We start from the raw sequence: 17,618 nt of genomic DNA, 5'->3' as shown, positions 1-17,618 counted from the left end.
ACGACCCGCGGAGAGACGGCCACCTGACCGCGTCGGGAGGCGTCGCCACGCCTCCCGACGCTCAATCAAACCACACAAATCAGACACAAGCGGAGTAAAGGGGATGGCCGCGACAGGAACGAATGGAAGGAGCAAGGGGTGAAGGCCCATTCGTTTACCATCGTCGCATCGGGGCTCGATCTCGCGTCCGACGCGCTGGAGGACAGCCTTTACGAGAGCGGATGCGACGACGCGACCGTCTCCGTCGTGCGCGGCCGGATCCTGCTGGACTTCGACCGGGGGGCGAAGAACCTCGTCCACGCGATCGCCTCGGCTGTGGCCGACGTGGAGCGGGCAGGTGGATGCTTGGAGGCTGTCGCCGTGTGACGGCGTGCGCGGAGATGCCGTTGACGCTCGGCGGCCGCGCCCAAATTCCGCTCATTCCCGCGAAGGCGGGAATCCAGGGCTGCTTGCTCCGGGCGTCGCTGTAGACTTACGAGAAGCAACGTGCGGCGAAGGCTTCCCGATGGATTTTACGTCTACATTCTCGCCAGCGAGCCGAACGGGACGCTTTATACCGGCATGACGGACGACCTCGCCCGTCGCGTCCACGAGCACCGAACCAAGGTCAGGCCGGGCTTCACCAGCGCATACGGGGTCGTCGGGCTGGTCTGGTATGAGGTTCACGACACGCGCGAGGCCGCGTTCGTGCGCGAGCGGCAGATCAAGAAATGGCGGCGGCGCTGGAAGCTTCGGATGATCGAGGCGCTGAACCCCGCCTGGCGCGATCTCTACGACAGCCTGCTCTGAGACCCGCCGCCCTGGATCCCCGCCTTCGCGGGGATGAGCGGAGTGAAGGGTGGGGGCGGGGCAGGACTGACGGTGAGGAGGACCGGGGAATGTCGGACCCGTCGACACGCACGACTGAGCTTTTGCCGAACCCGCATCCGGGCGAGATCCTCCTGGAGGACTTCCTGACGCCGATGGGGCTGAGCCAGAACGGGCTCGCCCGGGCGGTGCGCGTGCCGCCGCGGCGGATCAACGAGATCGTGCTGGGCAAGCGGGCGATCACCGCCGATACCGACCTCCGCCTCGCCCGCTATTTCGGGATGTCCGAAGGCTTCTTCCTCGGCCTGCAGGCGGACTTCGACCTGATGGAACGGCGGCGGGAGATTGCGGGGGAGCTGGACGGGATCGAGCCGAGGGCGGCGTGAGGCTGAGAGTTGGAAGCGGTGGGCGAGCCCACCGCTTCCTCTCTAGTAGAAAATCGTTAGAATCGCTGCGATGCCAAACAAGACCATCGCCAAATCGATCCTAAGGACGATTTTGACCGAATGTTTCATGGAAGAAACTCCGGTCCGCGGCCGCGGAACCAACGGATTTCGGGAGCACGCCGGGGCCAAGCGCTTGGCCAGGGCTGTGCTGGTCGAGAAATCGGGTCTGAGCCGGTGCGATGTGTGCAGGTCTGAGCTGCGCGCATTGGGGCGGGTCTGAGCCGCGTGCGTGAATTTCGGCTGATCACTGCGATCGACACTCAGTGCCGTTCCGACCACTCGAAATTAGTTCATAGAATGCGCGAGTCGGGCGCGGGTCGCAACCACTGAGGGAGAAGCTCGCAATTAGGAAAAAAATCCCAATTATATACGTGACAAAAGTGGAAATAATCCTATGATGGGTCGCGACAGGCCGGCACCGAAGATCAGAATCACGCCTGAGATGATCGAGGCGTATCGCGAAGCGTCTAGTGACGCTTATGCGGCGTTATTGAGCGGGTTCGCCGGGGGTGCCAGCGGGCAGCATCCCATGGTCGGCAAGGAAGGTCTTGAACGCGGAAGCGCGCTCTAGCAGATCGTCCGCCTCCGCGTGCAGTTCGGCGGCGATCCAATCTCTCTCGCGGTCGCTGTGGCCTAGCAGCAGCAGTTTGGCCTTGGTCTTGATAACGAAGGGTTTGATCGAGCCGGTCCTTTTGCCGCCGCGCCAGACACAGTGAGCGATGTTGTTCCGTAGCGCCGACTTGGCGCTGATGGCGTCGATTAGCTTCTTGAACTCCTTGGCCTGATCGGCCGACGCCGATGATTCTTCGATGATGGCGAACAGCAATTGCTTCTTCTGTTCGTATCCGGATTGCGCCAGCGTCATCGCGGCCTGAAAGGGCTCCAGTTCCAGCGCCGACATGATGGCTGCTTCGTAGAGGCTCTCAACGCGGGCGAATGCGTGTAAGATTCGCCCGAACGCCGCGAAATGATCCGCGGAGATATGTGGAACTTCTCTGGGTCCGAACATGACAGAACCTGCCCCGAAAACCGCCGACAACAACCTGGACGAAACCAGGCGCATAATGGAGCGCTTGGTGAACACGCCTCCGAAGCCGCATGAGCCCAAAGGCGGAAAGCCGAAGGGCAAAGAGAGGCCGGGAGACACAAAGCCTAGCGGATAATTCCGCTAGCGGCGCACCGGGAATCCGGTTTATGCTTCTCGCATGAAAAAAAGACCCCGCCGAAGCGGGGCCAAGGTTGGGGTCGGCGCTACCTCCTTGGGTAGCTCCGGCAGTGCTCACGGACAAACTCTGTCTGTCCGTTCCGTACACGCACGTAGAAGGTGACGTGTACGGCTCTTGGCAGGGTGCATGTGATAGCCATGCGCTTGCCTCCTGCCGGGTTAATCCCCGGCCTGACCGGGCACGCGGGATTGCGTCCCTCGCCACGGATGCTTCCCGTGAGCCGGTCTTGGAGCTGCCGAATCAACGATCCGAGATTTCCGCCCCGGAGTCGAGTCGGCAGCGTTCTCGGTTTGATCTTTTTTGTTAGGAATCTGGGGAGGACGGGGGATTATCCACCCTCCGCTTGCGCTTTCGATGGCGCTGGAGCTTCCTCGCCTTCTGTCTAAGCGTGCGCGGCTTCGTTAATCCGCCGATAGGTCAGGCGCTTGCCTTCGATGCCCTGCATGATGGCGTCGACGCGTTCCTTGTCGGTGAACCCGAGCTTGGTGCGGCGGTTGTAGCGGAAATCGAACTCGGCAAGGTAGCGGTGCAGGTGGGCTTCGCCGCAGTGCTGGTAGACGCCTTTCATGCCGCGCTTGAAGATCGAGAAATAGCCCTCAATCGTGTTCGTGTGGACGGCGCCGCGCGCATATTCGCCAGCGGAGTGCTTCACGGTGTGGTGCTCGCGGTACTCTTTGCCGGTCTCGGTGTAGAGGCGTGATTCGTCCGTGTAGAGCACCGCTTCGCGGGTGACGTTCTGCACCAGAATGTTGCGGACGTTGTCCTTGGTGGCATGCTTGACGTGGAACGTGCGGACAGTGCCGCCGCGCTCGACCAGTCCGACAACCGCGCGCTTGCCGGTCGCCGACTTCTTGGACTTGTAGGGACGGCCCTTGCGCTGCGGAGAGACGTAGTTGTCCTCGCGCTTGCCGAAATAAGTCTCGTCGGCCTCAACCGGCTGACCGTTTCCGCCCATCGGGGTCTCAAACGATCCTTCGCGCATGGCTTCGCGAATGCGGTGCGCCATGAACCACGCCGTCTTGTAGGTGACGCCCAGCATGCGGTGCAGCTGGTGCGCTGACATGCCCTTCTTGGACGCGCCCAGCAGGTGCACGGCGAGCCACCACTTCGTCAGCGGGACCTTTGAGCGCTCGAACACGGTTCCGACGGTGACGGTGAACTGACCCTTGCACGCATTGCAGTAGCGCAGGCCCGGGCGGTGCGACCGCTTGGTGCCCTCAACCATCGCAATGGTGGACGGATCGGCGTTGCCGCACTTGGGGCAAGTCGGACCATGCGGCCAGCGGACGGCCTCAAGGGCTTCGCGGGCTGCGGTGTCGTCGTGAAAGATCGGGTCCTGAAGGTCAGCGTGCATTGGTTTTCTCCTGCCCCTCTAAGGTAGCCAGATGCCCACTTTTGTCAAGTATATAATTAGGAAAAAAATCCTTGACAGCGTGACGCTGGTCCGGTAGGGTTCAGGCATCGTCGGAGAGTTGCGGCCGGGGGACGGCGGCGCGGGTCTGGCGTTTCAGGACATTTGGGTTGAGGCCGCGTGTGCGGCCCTGGATCCCCGCTTTCGCGGGGATGAGCGGAGGTTTGGGCGGGCGTCGGCCCCGGAAACGGGCCTTGCCGGAGCGCACCCGCCAGCGGGCGACCGCCCGCCGGCCGGAGGCCGCCCTCGCGGAGCCGGGGCACGGAGCGACCCGGCGTGAGCGGAATAAACCGCCCTGGATTCCTGCCTTCGCAGGAATGAGCGGTGTGTTGGGCGGGCGCCGGAGGAAACCGGGCACGGACCCGCCGGACCGCACCCGCCAGCGCGCGACCGCGCGCCGGCCGGAGGCCGCGCCCGCGCAGCGGCGAGCGAAGCGAGCTCGCGTGAGCGGACCGATAGCAGGCCGCCCTTGCTGAGCCGGGGCGCGGAGCGACCCGGCGCGAGCAGATCAAGACCCCCCAGGGCGCGCTCCTGCGCGCCTTTTTTGGTTCACCACACACGGGACATGACGCGATGGACGAGGGCGCTCGCCGATTCGAACCGGACTGGGCGGCGGCGAAGGCCGCGTTCGAGGCGGGCGAGGGGTCGCTGCGCGAGATCGGCGACCGCTGCGGCATGACGGAATCGGGCCTGCGCGCCCGCGCCCGGCGGCACGGCTGGGACCGGACGCTCCGGCCGCCCCAGGGGGCCGGGGTGCCCGGCCGCCAGGACGACGGTGGCGGCGGGGCTGCCGAGCCGCCGACGCCGGAGCCCGGCGCCCTGGATCCCCGCCTTCGCGGGGATGAGCGGAGTTTTTGGGGAGGCGCCGGGGCCGGAAATGGGATCCGTTGGCGTGCACCCGCCAGCGGGCGACTGCCCGCCGGCCGGAGGCCGCCCGCCCGGAGCCGGTGCGCGCAGCGCATCCGGCGTGAGGGGACAAGACTCCGCGCAGATGAGCTTGGGTGAGGGGGTCACGACAGGCCCTATGGATCCCCGCTTTCGCGGGGATGAGCGGAGTTTGGAGGGCGCGCCGGGGCCGGAAACGGGATCCGTTGGGGAGCACCCGCCAGCGCGCGACCGCGCGCCGGCCGCAGGCCGCCCACCCGGAGCCGGGGCGCGAAGCGCATCCGGCGTGAGGGAGAATAAACCCGCCCGGGCGGCGCGCCCGCCCGGAGCCGGGGCGCGAAGCGCATCCGGCGTGAGGGAGAGCAGACCTGCCCCGTTGCCGCACCCGCCGATGGCGATGCGGCTGAGGGGGCGGCGGTTGCGGCGGACGGCGGCCGACCGGGCGGCGATGATCGCCCGCCTCTACCGGGTGTTCGAGGCCCGCATCGCCGCCATCGAGGCGCGCTTCGATCCCGACGCCGCCGACGACGCGGAACGCGACACGCGGGTGCTGGCGGCGCTGGCGCGCACCCTCGACATCCTGCTTGCCCTCGACCGCAAGGCGCAGGCCGACGGCGGAGAGGCGACGCATGACCAACGGGCCGACATCGATACCCTCCGACAGGACCTTGCGGGCCGCCTTGATCGCCTCGCTCGACGGGCTGGACGCTGAGGGGCGGGCCGACTTCCTGGCCGAGCTGCCCCACGAGACGCTGGCGTGGCTGGCGCGCGAATGGACGTTCGTCGCCCGCGACGAGCAGCTGCCGCCCGACGGCGACTGGACGGTGTGGCTGATCCTCGGCGGGCGCGGCGCCGGCAAGACGCGGGCCGGCGCGGAATGGGTGAAGGGCATGGCGCTGGGCAAGGACGGCTTCGCCGAAGCCCCCGTCGGCCGCATCGCGCTGGTGGGCGAGAACCTGATCGACGCCCGCGCCGTGATGATCGAGGGGGTATCGGGGCTGTTGTCGGTGCATTCGGCCGACGAGCGGCCGCTCTGGCAGCCCTCGCGCCGGCGGCTGGAATGGAAGAACGGCGCGGTGGCGGAGCTGTTTTCGGCGGACGATCCGGAGAGCCTGCGCGGGCCGCAGTTCGGCGCCGCCTGGGCCGACGAGCTGGCGAAATGGCGCCAGGCGGAGGAGGCGTGGGACATGCTGCAGTTCGCGCTGCGCCTGGGCGAGCGGCCGCGCCAAGCGGTGACGACGACGCCGCGGCCGATCCCGCTGCTGACCCGGCTGATGGAGGCGCCGCGGACGCGCGTTGCGCGGATGCCGACCAAGGACAACGCGGCGAACCTGGCGCCTGGCTTCCTCGACCGGGTGGTCGGGCGCTACCGCGGCACGCGGCTGGGCCGCCAGGAGCTGGAGGGCGAGATCCTGGCCGACCGGGAGGACGCGCTGTGGAGCCGCGACGCGGTTGAGCGGGCGCGGATCGCGGCGGCGCCGGCGCTCGCGCGCATCGTGGTGGCGGTGGACCCGCCGGCCGCGGGCGGGCGCGCCTCGGTGTGCGGCATCGTGGCGGCCGGGATCGGCGCCGACGGCATCGGCTACGTGCTGGCCGACGACACGGTGTCGGCGGCGGCGCCTGACGTGTGGGCGGCGCGCGCCATCGCCACCTACCGGCGCTTCGAGGCGGACGCGCTGGTGGCCGAGGTGAACCAGGGCGGCGACATGGTGGCCGCCGTCATCCGCCAGGTGGACGGTTCGGTGCCGGTGACCAACGTGCGGGCGCACCGGGGCAAGTGGCTCAGGGCGGAACCGGTGGCGACGCTCTACGCCCAGGGCCGGGTGCGCCACGCCGGCGCGTTCCCCGAGCTGGAGGACGAGCTCTGCGGCTTCGGGCCCGACGGCACGGCGAACGGCCGCTCGCCCGACCGGCTCGACGCGCTGGTCTGGGCGATCACCACGCTGATGCTCACGCCCCAGAGCCGGCCGGCGATCCGGCGGGTGTAGAGGCTTTTGCGATCAGGCGGTGACGTCTGATCGATCCGGAATCGCAGCGGGCCCAAGCGCTCGAGCCATTCCCTTTCGCAGATCGCGGCGATCCGACGGGGACAGGCTTCGAGGCAGGGTCAGTCGAAGGACTGGAAGCAGACGGTGGCCTTGCCGGCGTTGTCGGCAAGCGCCGCGTCGGCGTCGTTGATGCGGAACCCGAGCCGCGCGGCGTCGAGCGGGCGCCCGACGCGCGCGGCGGCTTCCAGCTCTTCGTCGAGGGCCGCGTAGTTGGCGACGATGTCGCCGTCGGTGTAGAGCAGGCGCCCGAACGGCAGCGACCGCACCAGCTTGAACCCGGCGTAGGGCTCCAGCGCCGTCGCGTCGGCGCCGCGGTGCCCCTCGACCCCGACCGGGGGATAGGAGCGCGCATCCACGGTCCAGTCGGCGTCGAAGTACCAGTCGATCATGAAGCTGTCCGGCAGCTCCAGATACTGCCAGCCGCGCCGCGCATCGACATCCAGGCAGTGGGTCGCGGCGGCCGCCGGGGCGGCGATCGCGACGGCGGCGACGATGAGAAGCAGCGGCGCGAAACGGTGGGTCATGGCGGGCTCCGCGGGCGGGGTTGGCGGGACACCGGAGAGGGCCCGTTTCGGGACGGCAGGCCGGACCGGCATGGCGGGGCCGTCACCGGCTTGGGGCGCGCGGCACGAGGTCCGGTCCGAGCGATCGGACGGCGTGCGCCCATCATAGTGCGTGATCGCGGCAAAAGCTCAAGCGCGGGACGGGGGCGGAGCGCCGCTTCCCCCCGTTTCCTCCCATGGCCCTTCAGACAGGACCCCCCACATGCTGATCGATCGCTTCTTCAGGCGGCCGGGCGGGACGGCCGCGCCCGAGGCGAAGGCCTCGCGCACCGGACCGCTGATCGCCGTCTCCACCCTCGGCCGGCCGGTGTGGACGCCGCGCGACTACGGGGCGCTCGCCCGGGAGGGCTTCGGGCGCAACCCGGTGGTCTACCGCTGCGTGCGGATGATCGCCGAGGCGGCGGCCAGCGTGCCGGTGCTGCTCTACCGCGGCGAGGCCGAGATCGAGCGTCATCCGCTGACGGATCTCCTCGCCCGGCCGAACGGCGGCCAGGCGGGGACGGGGCTGCTGGAGGCCGTTTACGGGCACCTGCTGGTGGCCGGCAACGCCTATCTGGAGGCCGTCAGCGTGGAGGGGCGGGTGCGCGAGCTGTTCGCGCTCCGGCCTGACCGGATGCGCGTGCTGCCGGGGGCGAGCGGCTGGCCGGAGGCGTTCGAGTACACCGTCGGCGGGCGCGCGGTGCGGTTTTCCGTGGCCGGCGAGGGGCTGGCGCCGATCCTGCACCTGACGCTGTTCCATCCCCTCAACGACCACTACGGCTTCGCCCCCATCGAGGCGGCGCAGACGAGCCTGGACATCCACAACGCCGCCGGCGCCTGGAACAAGGCGCTCCTGGACAACGCGGCGCGGCCGTCCGGCGCGCTGGTCTATTCCGGCGGCGACGGGACGCTGACGGCCGACCAGTTCGAGCGGCTGAAGAGCGAGCTGGAAGATGGCTACCAGGGCGCGCGCAACGCCGGGCGGCCGCTGCTGCTGGAAGGCGGGCTCGACTGGCGGGCGATGGCGCTCACCCCGAAGGACATGGACTTCATCGAGGCGAAGAACCAGGCGGCGCGGGAGATCGCGCTCGCCTTCGGGGTGCCGCCGATGCTGCTGGGCATTCCCGGCGACAACACCTTTGCCAACTACCAGGAGGCGAACCGGGCGCTGTGGCGCCAGACGGTGCTGCCGCTGGTGGGGCGCACGCTGGAGGCGCTCGGCGGCTGGCTCGGCCCGGCGTTCGGCGACGGGCTGCGGCTTGCCTGTGACGCCGACCGGATCGAGGCGCTGTCGGCCGAGCGCGAGGCGCTGTGGCGGCGGCTGGAGGCGGCGTCGTTCCTCAGCGACGACGAGAAGCGGGCGGCGGTCGGCTACTCGCCGCGCGGCGATCCGCCGGCGCCGGAGGGATGAGGTGGATCCGGTCACCCAGTCGGTCGTCGAGCGCGGCGACCTCGCCCACCTCGCGCTGTTCCTGTGGGCGAGCTCGGCCAGCGCGCTGTCGGTGTGGGCGCTGCGCGAGCTGGCGGCGTCCAACCGGCGCTTCAACGATTTCGTCAACGAGATCGCCCGGCTGACGGCGATCTTCCGGGAGCGGGGGTGAGGGGGGTGGAGTTTGGGGGTCCGGGGGGCGGCCTGTTTTGGTCCGCTCACGCCGAATGCGCTGACGCGCATCGGCTCCGCGAGGGCGGCCTCCGGCCGGCGCGCGGTCGCGCGCTGGTGGGAGGGATGCGGCGTGGCCTTGAGCGGACCACAGTCAGGCCGCCCGCCCGGAACCGGTGCGCGGATTTTGGGGGCAAGGCCGGGAGCCATTACACCCGCTCATTCCAGCGAAGGCTGGAATCCAGTTGCCGAGCCTGCTGCAAATTGAAGGGTGGGATAAGGCGCGTGGCGTGGCTGCGCGCACTTCTCGCGTCTTGGCCCGGATCAACGGCCCGAACTGGATTCCAGCCTTCGCTGGAATGAGCGGAGTTTTCGGCGGTTTCCGGACACGCCGTCATCCCGTTGGGCGTCTGCCGACAGGCCCTATGGATCCCCGCTTTCGCGGGGATGAGCGGAGTTTGGGGTTGGGACCGGGTGATACACGGCAGGGCCGGCCGGACGGCACCCACCAGCGCGCGACCGCGCGCCGGCCGGTCAGGCCGCGCCCGCGCAGCGGCGCGCGAAGCGCGCTCGCGTGAGCAGACCAGGCCAGGCCGCCCACCCGGAGCCGGTGCGCGAAGCGCACTCGGCGTGAGGGGAAGAAAAACAGGGCTGCGGCCCGTGGCCCTGGATCCCCGCTTTCGCGGGGATGAGCGGAGATTGGGGTGGGCTTCGCGCGACACACGCGAGGCCTGTCAGGACACCACCCGCCAGCGCGCGACCGCGCGCCGGCCGGAGGCCGCCCACCCGGAGCCGGTGCGCGGAGCGCATCCGGCGTGAGGGGTCAAGAAACAAGGCTGCGGCGCGCCGCCCTGGATCCCCGCTTTCGCGGGGATGAGCGGAGATTTGGGCTCTTCTGGAGAGAACACATGCAGATGCACAGCAGGGGGTCGGGGGCGATGCCGGCCGACCACAGGGGCGTGTTCGCCGCGTTCGCGGCGGAGATGGCGCGGCTGATCGGGCGGACGTCCGGGAGCCGGTCGGGCCGGGGGCCGCGGATCGTCGAGGTGGGGCGATGAGCGGGTCCCGGGATCGGGCGGGCGGCATCGACCGGGAGGCGGTGGGCGGCCGCGAGATGGTGGGTAGTCGCGAGATGGTGGGCGGCCGCGAGGCGGCCGGGGGCCTTCGACCGGCCGAGACGAAGATGGCGGCGACGGGATACCGGGGCACCGCCGCTGCGCCGTCTGGCACCGCGCTGGAGGTGAAGTTTTCGCCGGCGCCGCAGCCGACGGTGTCGGTGGACGGGTCGTTCTCCGGCTACGCGACGCTGTTCGGCCGGGCCGATCTGTCGGGCGACGTGGTGGCGCCGGGGGCGTTTGCCGCCGGGCTGGCGGCCAAGGGGGCCGGGGCCGTCAAGCTCCTCTACCAGCACGATCCGGCCGAGCCGATCGGCCGCTGGCTGACCATCGCCGAGGACGCGCGCGGCCTGTTCGTGCGCGGCCGGCTGACCACCGAGACGACCCGGGCCCGCGAGGTGCGCGCGCTGATGCGCGAGGGCGTGCTGGACGGGCTCTCCATCGGTTTCAGGACCGTGCGCGCCCGCACCGACCGGGCGACCGGCCACCGGATCCTGATGGAAGTCGATCTCTGGGAGATCTCCATCGTGACCTTCCCGATGCTGCCCGAGGCGCGGGCCCGGGCCGCGAAGGCGGCTTCAGTGTCGGTTGCGGCCGACCGGGCGCGGCTTGCGGCCGGCTTCCGGCGGGCGGCGCGGATCCTCGGGTCGGGCTGACCACCCGAGCACTTCGACCAACCGGCGGCGGGAACGCTGCCCATCGACCGCACACGGGACGCGGCGGACACACGCGCCCCTTTTCCATCCCGTTCCATCCACGCGAGGAGCACACGCATGACCGGATTGCACGACCGCGCCGCCGAGACCAAGGCGGTTCCCACCGACGGCGAACTCAGCGCCGCGTTCTCCGACTTCATGGGGGCGTTCGAGGTGTTCAAGGAGACCAACGACCGGCGCCTCGGCGACCTGGAGAAGCGCTCCAGCGCCGACGTGGTGACGCTGGAGAAGCTCGACCGGGTCGACCGGGCGCTGGACGCCCACAAGGCCCGCGTCGACGAGCTGGTGCTGAAGGCGCGCCGCCCGGCGATCGGCGGCGACGCGGCGGTTGTCCGCAGCGGCGTGACGCTGGAGCACAAGGCGGCGTTCGAGGCCTATGTGCGGGCCGGCCGCGACCACGACCTGAAGGCGCTGGAGACGAAGGCGCTGACGGCCGCCTCCGACGACGCCGGCTACCTGGTGCCGGAGGAGGTGGACCGCGAGATCGGCCGCCGGCTGGCGCAGATCTCGCCGATCCGCGGCATCTCCGGCGTGCGGCAGATTTCCGGCACCGGCTACAAGAAGCCGTTCGCCACCTCCGGCCCGGCGGCGGGCTGGGTCGGCGAGACCGACGCCCGGCCGGAGACGGCGGCGCCGGTGCTGAAGGAACTCGTGTTCCCGACGATGGAGCTCTACGCCATGCCGGCGGCGACCGCGACGCTGCTCGACGACGCGGCGATCGACATCGGCCAGTGGCTGGCGGAGGAGATCGACCAGGCGTTCGCCGAGCAGGAGGGGGCGGCCTTCGTGGCCGGCGACGGCGACAAGAAGCCGACCGGGTTCCTCGCCTATCCCACCGTCGCCGAGAGCGCGTGGGCCTGGGAGAAGATCGGCTACCTCGCCACCGGCGTCGACGCGGCGTTCCCGGCCGCCGACCCCGGCGACGTGCTGATCGACCTCGTCTACGCGCTGAAGGCCGGCTACCGCCAGAACGCCAGCTTCGTCATGAACCGGCGGACCCAGGCGGCGGTGCGGCGGATGAAGGACGGCGACGACACCTACCTGTGGCAGCCGCCGGCGGTGCCGGGCGGGACGGCCTCGCTGATGAACTTCGCCGTCGTCGAGGCGGAGGACATGCCGGACATGGCGGCGGACGCCATGGCGATCGCCTTCGGCGACTTCCGCCGCGGCTACCTGATCGTCGACCGGATGGGGGTGCGGGTGCTGCGCGATCCTTATTCCGCCAAGCCCTACATCCTCTTCTACACCACCAAGCGCGTCGGCGGCGGGGTCCAGGACTTCGACGCCATCAAGCTCCTGAAGTTCGGCGCGAGCTGAGCGGAGGGCTCGGAGGTTCACCGCACTCCGCTCACTCCCGCGAAGGCGGGAGTCCAGGGCGGCACGCTCCGAAGCTGCGGCTCCTGGCCCTGGATCCCCGCTTTCGCGGGGATGAGCGGTTGGAGCAACGGCGGGAGAGCCATCACACCCGCTCATTCCAGCGAAGGCTGGAATCCAGGTGCTGAGCTCGCTGCAGGCCGCAGGGCGCGATGAGGTGCGGGGCGGATGCTGCGCGCATCCTGGCGCGTCCTGGCCCGGTTCGACGGCCCGAACTGGATTCCAGCCTTCGCTGGAATGAGCGGAGTTTGGGGGCTGGGTATGGGGACAACTCATTCCGCCGGGATCTGCCGACAGGCCCTATGGATCCCCGCCTTCGCGGGGATGAGCGGAGTGTGGGGGGCGCTTTGGAGACACACCGCAGGCCTGTCCGGACCTCACCCACCAGCGCGCGACCGCGCGCCGGCCGGTCAGGCCGCGCCCCGTGCAGCGGCGCGCGAAGCGCGCTCACGCGAGCGGACCAACAACAGCCCGCCCTCCCGGAGCCGGTGCGCGAAGCGCACTCGGCGTGAGGGCAAAGAAACCTGACCGAACTTCCCCGCGCCACCTGGCCCGGCATCCCAATGGCTTGTCGATCCCCTGATCGACGGCAGACGGGGCGCCGGGCCTTCTTTTTTCCGGAGGGACCATGACCGCCATCCTGACCGAGCCGCCGAAGGTGGAGCCGGTGACGCTGGCCGCGGCCCGGGCGCACCTGCGCGTCGACGCGGCGGACGAAGATGCGGCGATCGTCGACCTGATCGCGGCGGCGCGCCGGCATGTGGAGGCCGCGACCGGGCGGGCGCTGCTGGAGCAGGGCTGGCGGATCGTCCGCGACGACGTGCGGCCGGCCGGCATCGTCCGGCTCGAACCGGCCCCGGTGATGTCCGTCGATGCGGTGAGCCTGCGCGGCGCCGACGGGACCGCGCGCGTGCTGGCGGCCGACGCCTATGTGGTCGATCTCGCCTCGTCGCGGCTGCGCATCCTGCCGGGCGTGCGGCCGCTGGTCGCCGCCTGCCAGGTGGAGATCGACATCACCGCCGGCTACGGCCCCGAGCCGGCCCAGGTGCCCGAGCCGCTGCGCCAGGCGGTGCTGATGCTGGTGGCGCACTGGTACGCGCACCGGGAAGCCGCACTCGCCGCGGTGCCGGAGCCGCTGAAGCTCGGCGTCGACAGCCTGATGCGGCCGTACCGGCTGACGAGGGTGGCATGAGCGGGGATCTGCCCATCGGGGCGCTCGACCGGCGCGTCCGCATCGAGGCGCCGCTGCGCACCGGCGACGGCGCCGGCGGGGCGACGGTGTCGTGGGCGACGGTCGCGACCGTCTGGGCGAACGTGGAGGCGGTCTCGGCGGTTGAGCGCGACCGGTCGGGCCGGCTGGGCGGGGTCGCCACGCACCGGGTGACGATCCGGGCGCGGGACGGGGTCGCGAGCGGCCAGCGGCTCGTGCTCGGCGGGCGGGTTCTCGCCGTGCGGGCGACGCGGCCGGCCGGGCGGGGCGATCGGTTCCTGGTGCTGGACGCCGAAGAGGAGGGACGCTGATGGACGCGGGGCTTGCGCTGCAGGCGGCGATCCATGCCGCGCTGGTGGGCGACGCGGAACTGGTGGCGCTGCTCGGCGGGGCGCGGGTGCATGACCGGGCGCCGCGCGGGGCGGCGCATCCGTTCGCGGCGTTCGGCGAGGCGGGCGCGCGGCCCGTCGACGGCGACCTGCCGCCGCTGGTCGAGCACCGGCTGGCGCTGGAGGTCCATTCGACGGCCGAGGGCCGGGCCGAGGCGGCGGCGATCGCGGCGCGCATCGAGACGGTGCTGTCCGGGGCGGCGCTGCCGCTCGACGGGCACCGGCTGGTGTCGCTGAGCCTCGCCGACCGGGGGCTGCGCGAGGCGCGCGACCGCAAGTCGGTGGTGGCGAGCCTGCGGTTTCGTGCGGTCACGGAGGTGGCGCAGTAGGGGCGGTTCCGCGCATTTGCGGGATGGCCTGAGGGCCGGGCGGGTTCGCAAGCGCTGGCCGTGTGGCCCTGGATCCCCGCCTTCGCGGGGATGAGCGGAGTGTGGGGCACTCTGGCGATAGAACCGGGGGTCTGTCAGGACTTCGCCCACCAGCGGGCGACTGCCCGCCGGCCGGAGGCCGCCCACCCGGAGCCGGTGCGCGAAGCGCACTCGGCGTGAGGGGAACAGGAATTCAACCCCTCCCGTCGTGACGCTGGCAACTTCAGGCTCTATCGTGCGGGCAGAGACGGTGATGGCCCGAGGGAGCGAGACGGATGAAGACACGGATGATGCTGGCGGCGCTGGTGGCGTGTGGGCTGGCGCAGGGGGCTGCGGCGGCGGATTTCGACGGCGAGTGGGATGCGCTCAGCAACACCGCGACGTCGATCACCGGCAACATCGAGATCGCCGCGAAGACCATCCAGTTCCAGAACGGCACCAAGCTGGGGATCGCGCCGGCCGGCTCGGCCGAGGGCAACTGGGGCGGCCAGAGCGCCTCCGTCGAGGGCGAGATCTTCAAGCTGGCGCCGCCGGCCGATCCGGAGCTCCTGAACGGCAACAAGTTCTGCGGCATGCCGGGCAACCCGGCGACCTTCGTTGTGCTGACGCCGCTCGACGGCGGGCTGAGCCTGATCGTCTACACCGGTGACGCGACGCCGACACCCAACTCCGACCCCTGCGCGATCTACAACTACGCGCGCTAGCGGCGGGACGGCCGGGGCGGGCTGCGGGCGTCCGCTCGCGTCCTGGTCTGGATCAACGGACGTAGCTGGATTCCAGCCTTCGCTGGAATGAGCGGAGTATTGGGGCTGGCGACGGAGAAACCCTGCATTCCGTTGGGCGCCAGGCGACAGGCCCTATGGATCCCCGCTTTCGCGGGGATGAGCGGAAGTTGGGGCGGGCTGCGTGCGATACGCGGGCACGAAGGACGACACCCGCCAGCGCGCGACTGCGCGCCGGCCGGTCAGGCCGCCCTCCTGGAGCCGGGGCGCGCAGCGCATCCGGCGTGAGGGGAACAGGAAAACAGCGACAGCCTCCGCGGCGTGCCGCCCTGGATCCCCGCTTTCGCGGGGATGAGCGGAGGTTGGGGCGGAGGCCGGGGCGCACTTGAACCGGCAACCGATCAACTGAACCGACCATTCATCGACGCGATCGCCGGGTGTCTTGCGGGGCCGGGGCGGTGGCGCGCGTCCGGACCACCGGACGAACCGTCGCATTCACCAGACAGGAGGTGCCAAATGGGCGCACAGCGGGGCAGGGACCTGGTGCTCCGGCTCGACGAGAGCGGGGCGGGGTCGTTCGTGACGGTGGCGGGGCTGCGCGCCCGGCGGCTGTCGTTCAACGCCGATGCGGTGGACGTGACCGACACGGAATCGGCCGGGCGCTGGCGCGAGCTGCTCGACGGCGCAGGCGTGCGGCGCGCCAGCCTGTCGGGATCCGGCATCTTCAAGGATGCAAGCTCGGACGCGGCGGCGCGGACCATCTTCTTTGCGGGTGCGATCCGCAGCTGGCAGGTGGTGATCCCCGATTTCGGCACCGTCTCCGGGCCGTTCCAGCTCACCGGGCTCGACTACGCCGGCAACCACGACGGCGAGGTCACCTACGAGATCTCGCTGGAATCGGCCGGCGAGCTGGCGTTTGCGGCGGCATGACCATGGCGAACCGGCATCGCGGCGAGATCGCCGCCGTCCTCGACGGGCGGCGGTTTACGCTCTGCCTGACGCTCGGCGCGCTGGCCGAGCTGGAGGCGGCGTTCCAGGCCGGCGACCTGGTCGGGCTGGCGGAACGGTTCGGCTCGGGCCGGCTGAAGGCCGAGGACGCGGTCCGGGTGATCGGGGCGGGGCTGCGCGGCGCCGGTCATCCGATCGAGGACGACCAGGTGGCGGCGATGACGACGCCCGGCGGGGCGGCGGGGTTCGCCGCCATCGTCACCGACCTGCTGACCGCGACGTTCGGCGGCGAGCCGGAGGCGCCGGGCGACCCGGACCCTCGGTAGCGCCGTCCGCCCTTCCAAGGCAAGGGCGAACGGCTCGGATCCGATGTTGCGTCGCCGGTGCGGACGGCGATCCGGCTCCCGCTCCGCCTCGCACCGCTTCCGAGCCGTCCGGCACTCCGGTGGACAGCGGCACGGCCGATGGGGCTCGTGCGGCGGCGTTTCCGTGGGAGGCGGCGATGCGCTTCGGGCTCGGCACCCTGCGGCTGCCGCCCGCCGCCTTCTGGGCGATGAGCGTGCCGGAACTGGCGGCGGCGCTGGCGCCGAACAGCGCGGCGGCGGTCGATACAAGCCGTCTGCGCACGCTGATCGACCACGACGACCAACCCTGAAGGAGCGAGCATGGCGACCGATCCCAACGACCCGGGCGCGGGCTTCGACGCGGCCGCGCTGGAGGCGGCGGTGGCGCGCACCTCCGCCGACCTGGAGCGCGCGGCGGAGCGCTTCTCCACCACCGTGGTGGGCGGGCTGAGGCAGGCGGTTCTCGAGGGCAAGCGCCTCGACGGCGTGCTGGCGGCGGCGGCGCGCAGCATCTCGGCCTCGGTGCTGAAGGCGGCGCTGAAGCCGCTCGGCGAGACGCTGCTCGGCGGCGCCGTCGGGCTCGGCACCTCGATCCTGGGTGCGGCGGCGGCCGGCGCCGTGAAGACGGCCGGCAACCTGCTGCCGTTCGCCGAGGGCGGGGTGATCGGCGCGCCGGCGACGTTTCCGCTGGGGGGCGGCCGCACCGGCCTGGCCGGCGAGGCGGGGCCCGAGGCGATCCTGCCGCTCGCGCGCGGTCCCGACGGGCGGCTCGGCGTGTCGGCCGGCGGCGGCGCGCCGGTGCACGTGACGATGACGGTGAATACGCCCGATGCCGAGAGCTTCCGGCGGTCGGAGGCACAGGTGACGGCGATGCTGGCGCGTGCGGTGGGGCGCGGCCGGCGGGGGAGCTGAGGGGAATTGAGGGGTTGGGGCGGAGGCAACTTACTCTCAGGACCTGCGAAGGCTGGGGACTGGCGCGTAGGTCTCCGATGCTGCGGTGTTCGGCCCTGGATTCCCGCTTTCGCGGGAATGAGCGGAGTTTGGGGCGGGCGTCGCAGTGACGCGACCTCTGCCTGACCGGATTGCACTCGCCAGCGCGCGACCGCGCGCCGCCCGGTCAGGGCGCCCTCGCGGAGCCGGCGCGCGCCAGCGCGCTCGGCGTGAGCGGAGTTTGGGGCAGGTTCGGGAGAGCCCGTCATTCCGTCGGGGCCAGCCGACAGGCCCTATGGATCCCCGCTTTCGCGGGGATGAGCGGAGGTTGGGGTGAGGCGGCGACAGAACCGCGGGCCCGAAGGACGGCACCCGCCAGCGCGCGACCGCGCGCCGGCCGGCCAGGGCGCCCTCGCGGAGCCGGCGCGCGCCAGCGCGCTCGGCGTGAGCGGACCAGAAACCTGCGCTCGGCGTGAGCGGACCAAAACCAACCTGCGCTCGCGAGAGCTGACCCGACGAATCCCCCACATCCAAGGG

At 71.0% G+C, this 17,618-nt stretch carries 21 protein-coding genes; 18 read left to right on the top strand and 3 right to left on the bottom strand.

Translation table 11 applies throughout. The features are described 5' to 3' along the window. The first annotated feature begins 138 nt into the window (after window positions 1-138). The 3 genes from ACSSVZ_RS20080 to ACSSVZ_RS20070 all read left to right on the top strand — a co-directional run bounded on the left by ACSSVZ_RS20080 (window position 139) and on the right by ACSSVZ_RS20070 (window position 1,193). On the top strand, window positions 139-366 hold the full coding sequence (locus ACSSVZ_RS20080; protein ID WP_453972518.1) for a hypothetical protein: 228 nt from the start codon (window positions 139-141) through the stop codon (window positions 364-366). A gap of 120 nt (window positions 367-486) precedes the next feature. Next, window positions 487-789, top strand: a complete 303-nt coding sequence (locus ACSSVZ_RS20075) for a GIY-YIG nuclease family protein (protein ID WP_453972517.1) — start codon at window positions 487-489, stop codon at window positions 787-789. 89 nt (window positions 790-878) lie between these two features. Further along, the gene (locus ACSSVZ_RS20070; RefSeq protein WP_453972516.1) at window positions 879-1,193 is read left to right on the top strand and encodes a HigA family addiction module antitoxin; all 315 of its coding nucleotides are present in this window, start codon (window positions 879-881) and stop codon (window positions 1,191-1,193) included. Window positions 1,194-1,740: 547 nt separating this feature from the next. Here the strand turns inward: ACSSVZ_RS20070 and ACSSVZ_RS20065 are convergent. Together ACSSVZ_RS20065 and ACSSVZ_RS20060 are read right to left on the bottom strand one after the other, a co-directional pair. Beyond that, entirely contained in the window at window positions 1,741-2,337 is a 597-nt protein-coding gene (locus ACSSVZ_RS20065) for a hypothetical protein (protein ID WP_453972515.1), read from the bottom strand. A 524-nt stretch (window positions 2,338-2,861) separates the two neighbouring features. Beyond that, window positions 2,862-3,833: an IS1595 family transposase gene (locus ACSSVZ_RS20060; RefSeq protein WP_453972514.1), complete on the bottom strand. Its 972-nt coding sequence runs from the start codon at window positions 3,831-3,833 to the stop codon at window positions 2,862-2,864. A gap of 1,318 nt (window positions 3,834-5,151) precedes the next feature. On the opposite strand from ACSSVZ_RS20060, the gene ACSSVZ_RS20055 reads away from it, so the two are divergent. Further along, window positions 5,152-5,487: a hypothetical protein gene (locus ACSSVZ_RS20055; protein ID WP_453972513.1), complete on the top strand. Its 336-nt coding sequence runs from the start codon at window positions 5,152-5,154 to the stop codon at window positions 5,485-5,487. Further along, entirely contained in the window at window positions 5,405-6,763 is a 1,359-nt protein-coding gene (locus tag ACSSVZ_RS20050) for a DNA-packaging protein (protein ID WP_453972512.1), read from the top strand. Before ACSSVZ_RS20055 ends, ACSSVZ_RS20050 begins: the two co-directional genes overlap by 83 nt. A 119-nt stretch (window positions 6,764-6,882) precedes the next feature. Here the strand turns inward: ACSSVZ_RS20050 and ACSSVZ_RS20045 are convergent, their stop codons facing one another. Then, entirely contained in the window at window positions 6,883-7,347 is a 465-nt protein-coding gene (locus ACSSVZ_RS20045; RefSeq protein ID WP_453972511.1) for a hypothetical protein, read from the bottom strand. A 241-nt stretch (window positions 7,348-7,588) separates the two neighbouring features. On the opposite strand from ACSSVZ_RS20045, the gene ACSSVZ_RS20040 reads away from it, so the two are divergent. The 13 genes from ACSSVZ_RS20040 (at window position 7,589) to ACSSVZ_RS19980 (ending at window position 17,063) form a co-directional block, all read left to right on the top strand. Beyond that, window positions 7,589-8,776 carry a phage portal protein gene (locus ACSSVZ_RS20040; RefSeq protein WP_453972510.1) on the top strand — a complete coding sequence of 396 codons (1,188 nt, stop codon included), beginning with the start codon at window positions 7,589-7,591 and terminating at the stop codon, window positions 8,774-8,776. Between the two features lies 1 nt (window position 8,777). Continuing rightward, window positions 8,778-8,966, top strand: a complete 189-nt coding sequence (locus ACSSVZ_RS20035) for a hypothetical protein (protein WP_453972509.1) — start codon at window positions 8,778-8,780, stop codon at window positions 8,964-8,966. 907 nt (window positions 8,967-9,873) lie between these two features. Next, window positions 9,874-10,023 carry a hypothetical protein gene (locus ACSSVZ_RS20030; protein ID WP_453972508.1) on the top strand — a complete coding sequence of 50 codons (150 nt, stop codon included), beginning with the start codon at window positions 9,874-9,876 and terminating at the stop codon, window positions 10,021-10,023. Beyond that, window positions 10,020-10,736: an HK97 family phage prohead protease gene (locus ACSSVZ_RS20025; protein ID WP_453972507.1), complete on the top strand. Its 717-nt coding sequence runs from the start codon at window positions 10,020-10,022 to the stop codon at window positions 10,734-10,736. The genes ACSSVZ_RS20030 and ACSSVZ_RS20025 overlap by 4 nt, the downstream gene beginning before the upstream one ends. Before the next feature lie 117 nt (window positions 10,737-10,853). Continuing rightward, a complete protein-coding gene (locus ACSSVZ_RS20020; protein WP_453972506.1) occupies window positions 10,854-12,113 on the top strand; it encodes a phage major capsid protein in 1,260 nt (419 codons plus the stop codon). A gap of 685 nt (window positions 12,114-12,798) precedes the next feature. Continuing rightward, on the top strand, window positions 12,799-13,362 hold the full coding sequence (locus ACSSVZ_RS20015) for a head-tail connector protein (RefSeq protein WP_453972505.1): 564 nt from the start codon (window positions 12,799-12,801) through the stop codon (window positions 13,360-13,362). After that, window positions 13,359-13,691, top strand: coding sequence for a phage head closure protein (locus ACSSVZ_RS20010; RefSeq protein ID WP_453972504.1), 333 nt, complete (start codon window positions 13,359-13,361; stop codon window positions 13,689-13,691). The genes ACSSVZ_RS20015 and ACSSVZ_RS20010 overlap by 4 nt, the downstream gene beginning before the upstream one ends. Then, window positions 13,691-14,098 (top strand): DUF3168 domain-containing protein, encoded by a 408-nt coding sequence (locus ACSSVZ_RS20005; RefSeq protein ID WP_453972503.1) that lies wholly within the window; start codon window positions 13,691-13,693, stop codon window positions 14,096-14,098. Before ACSSVZ_RS20010 ends, ACSSVZ_RS20005 begins: the two co-directional genes overlap by 1 nt. Window positions 14,099-14,412: 314 nt before the next feature. After that, entirely contained in the window at window positions 14,413-14,841 is a 429-nt protein-coding gene (locus ACSSVZ_RS20000) for a hypothetical protein (RefSeq protein ID WP_453972502.1), read from the top strand. 534 nt (window positions 14,842-15,375) lie between these two features. Then, entirely contained in the window at window positions 15,376-15,789 is a 414-nt protein-coding gene (locus ACSSVZ_RS19995; protein WP_453972501.1) for a phage major tail protein, TP901-1 family, read from the top strand. After that, window positions 15,786-16,133 carry a gene transfer agent family protein gene (locus ACSSVZ_RS19990; protein ID WP_453972500.1) on the top strand — a complete coding sequence of 116 codons (348 nt, stop codon included), beginning with the start codon at window positions 15,786-15,788 and terminating at the stop codon, window positions 16,131-16,133. Before ACSSVZ_RS19995 ends, ACSSVZ_RS19990 begins: the two co-directional genes overlap by 4 nt. A 176-nt stretch (window positions 16,134-16,309) precedes the next feature. Then, window positions 16,310-16,462, top strand: a complete 153-nt coding sequence (locus tag ACSSVZ_RS19985) for a phage tail assembly chaperone (RefSeq protein ID WP_453972499.1) — start codon at window positions 16,310-16,312, stop codon at window positions 16,460-16,462. A 10-nt stretch (window positions 16,463-16,472) separates the two neighbouring features. Further along, window positions 16,473-17,063: a phage tail tape measure protein gene (locus ACSSVZ_RS19980; RefSeq protein WP_453972498.1), complete on the top strand. Its 591-nt coding sequence runs from the start codon at window positions 16,473-16,475 to the stop codon at window positions 17,061-17,063. Window positions 17,064-17,618: the final 555 nt, after the last annotated feature.

Source organism: Amorphus sp. MBR-141, assembly GCF_053628695.1.
Note: the sequence above shows the minus strand (reverse complement) of the source record. Positions and strands in the feature narration are given on the sequence as shown.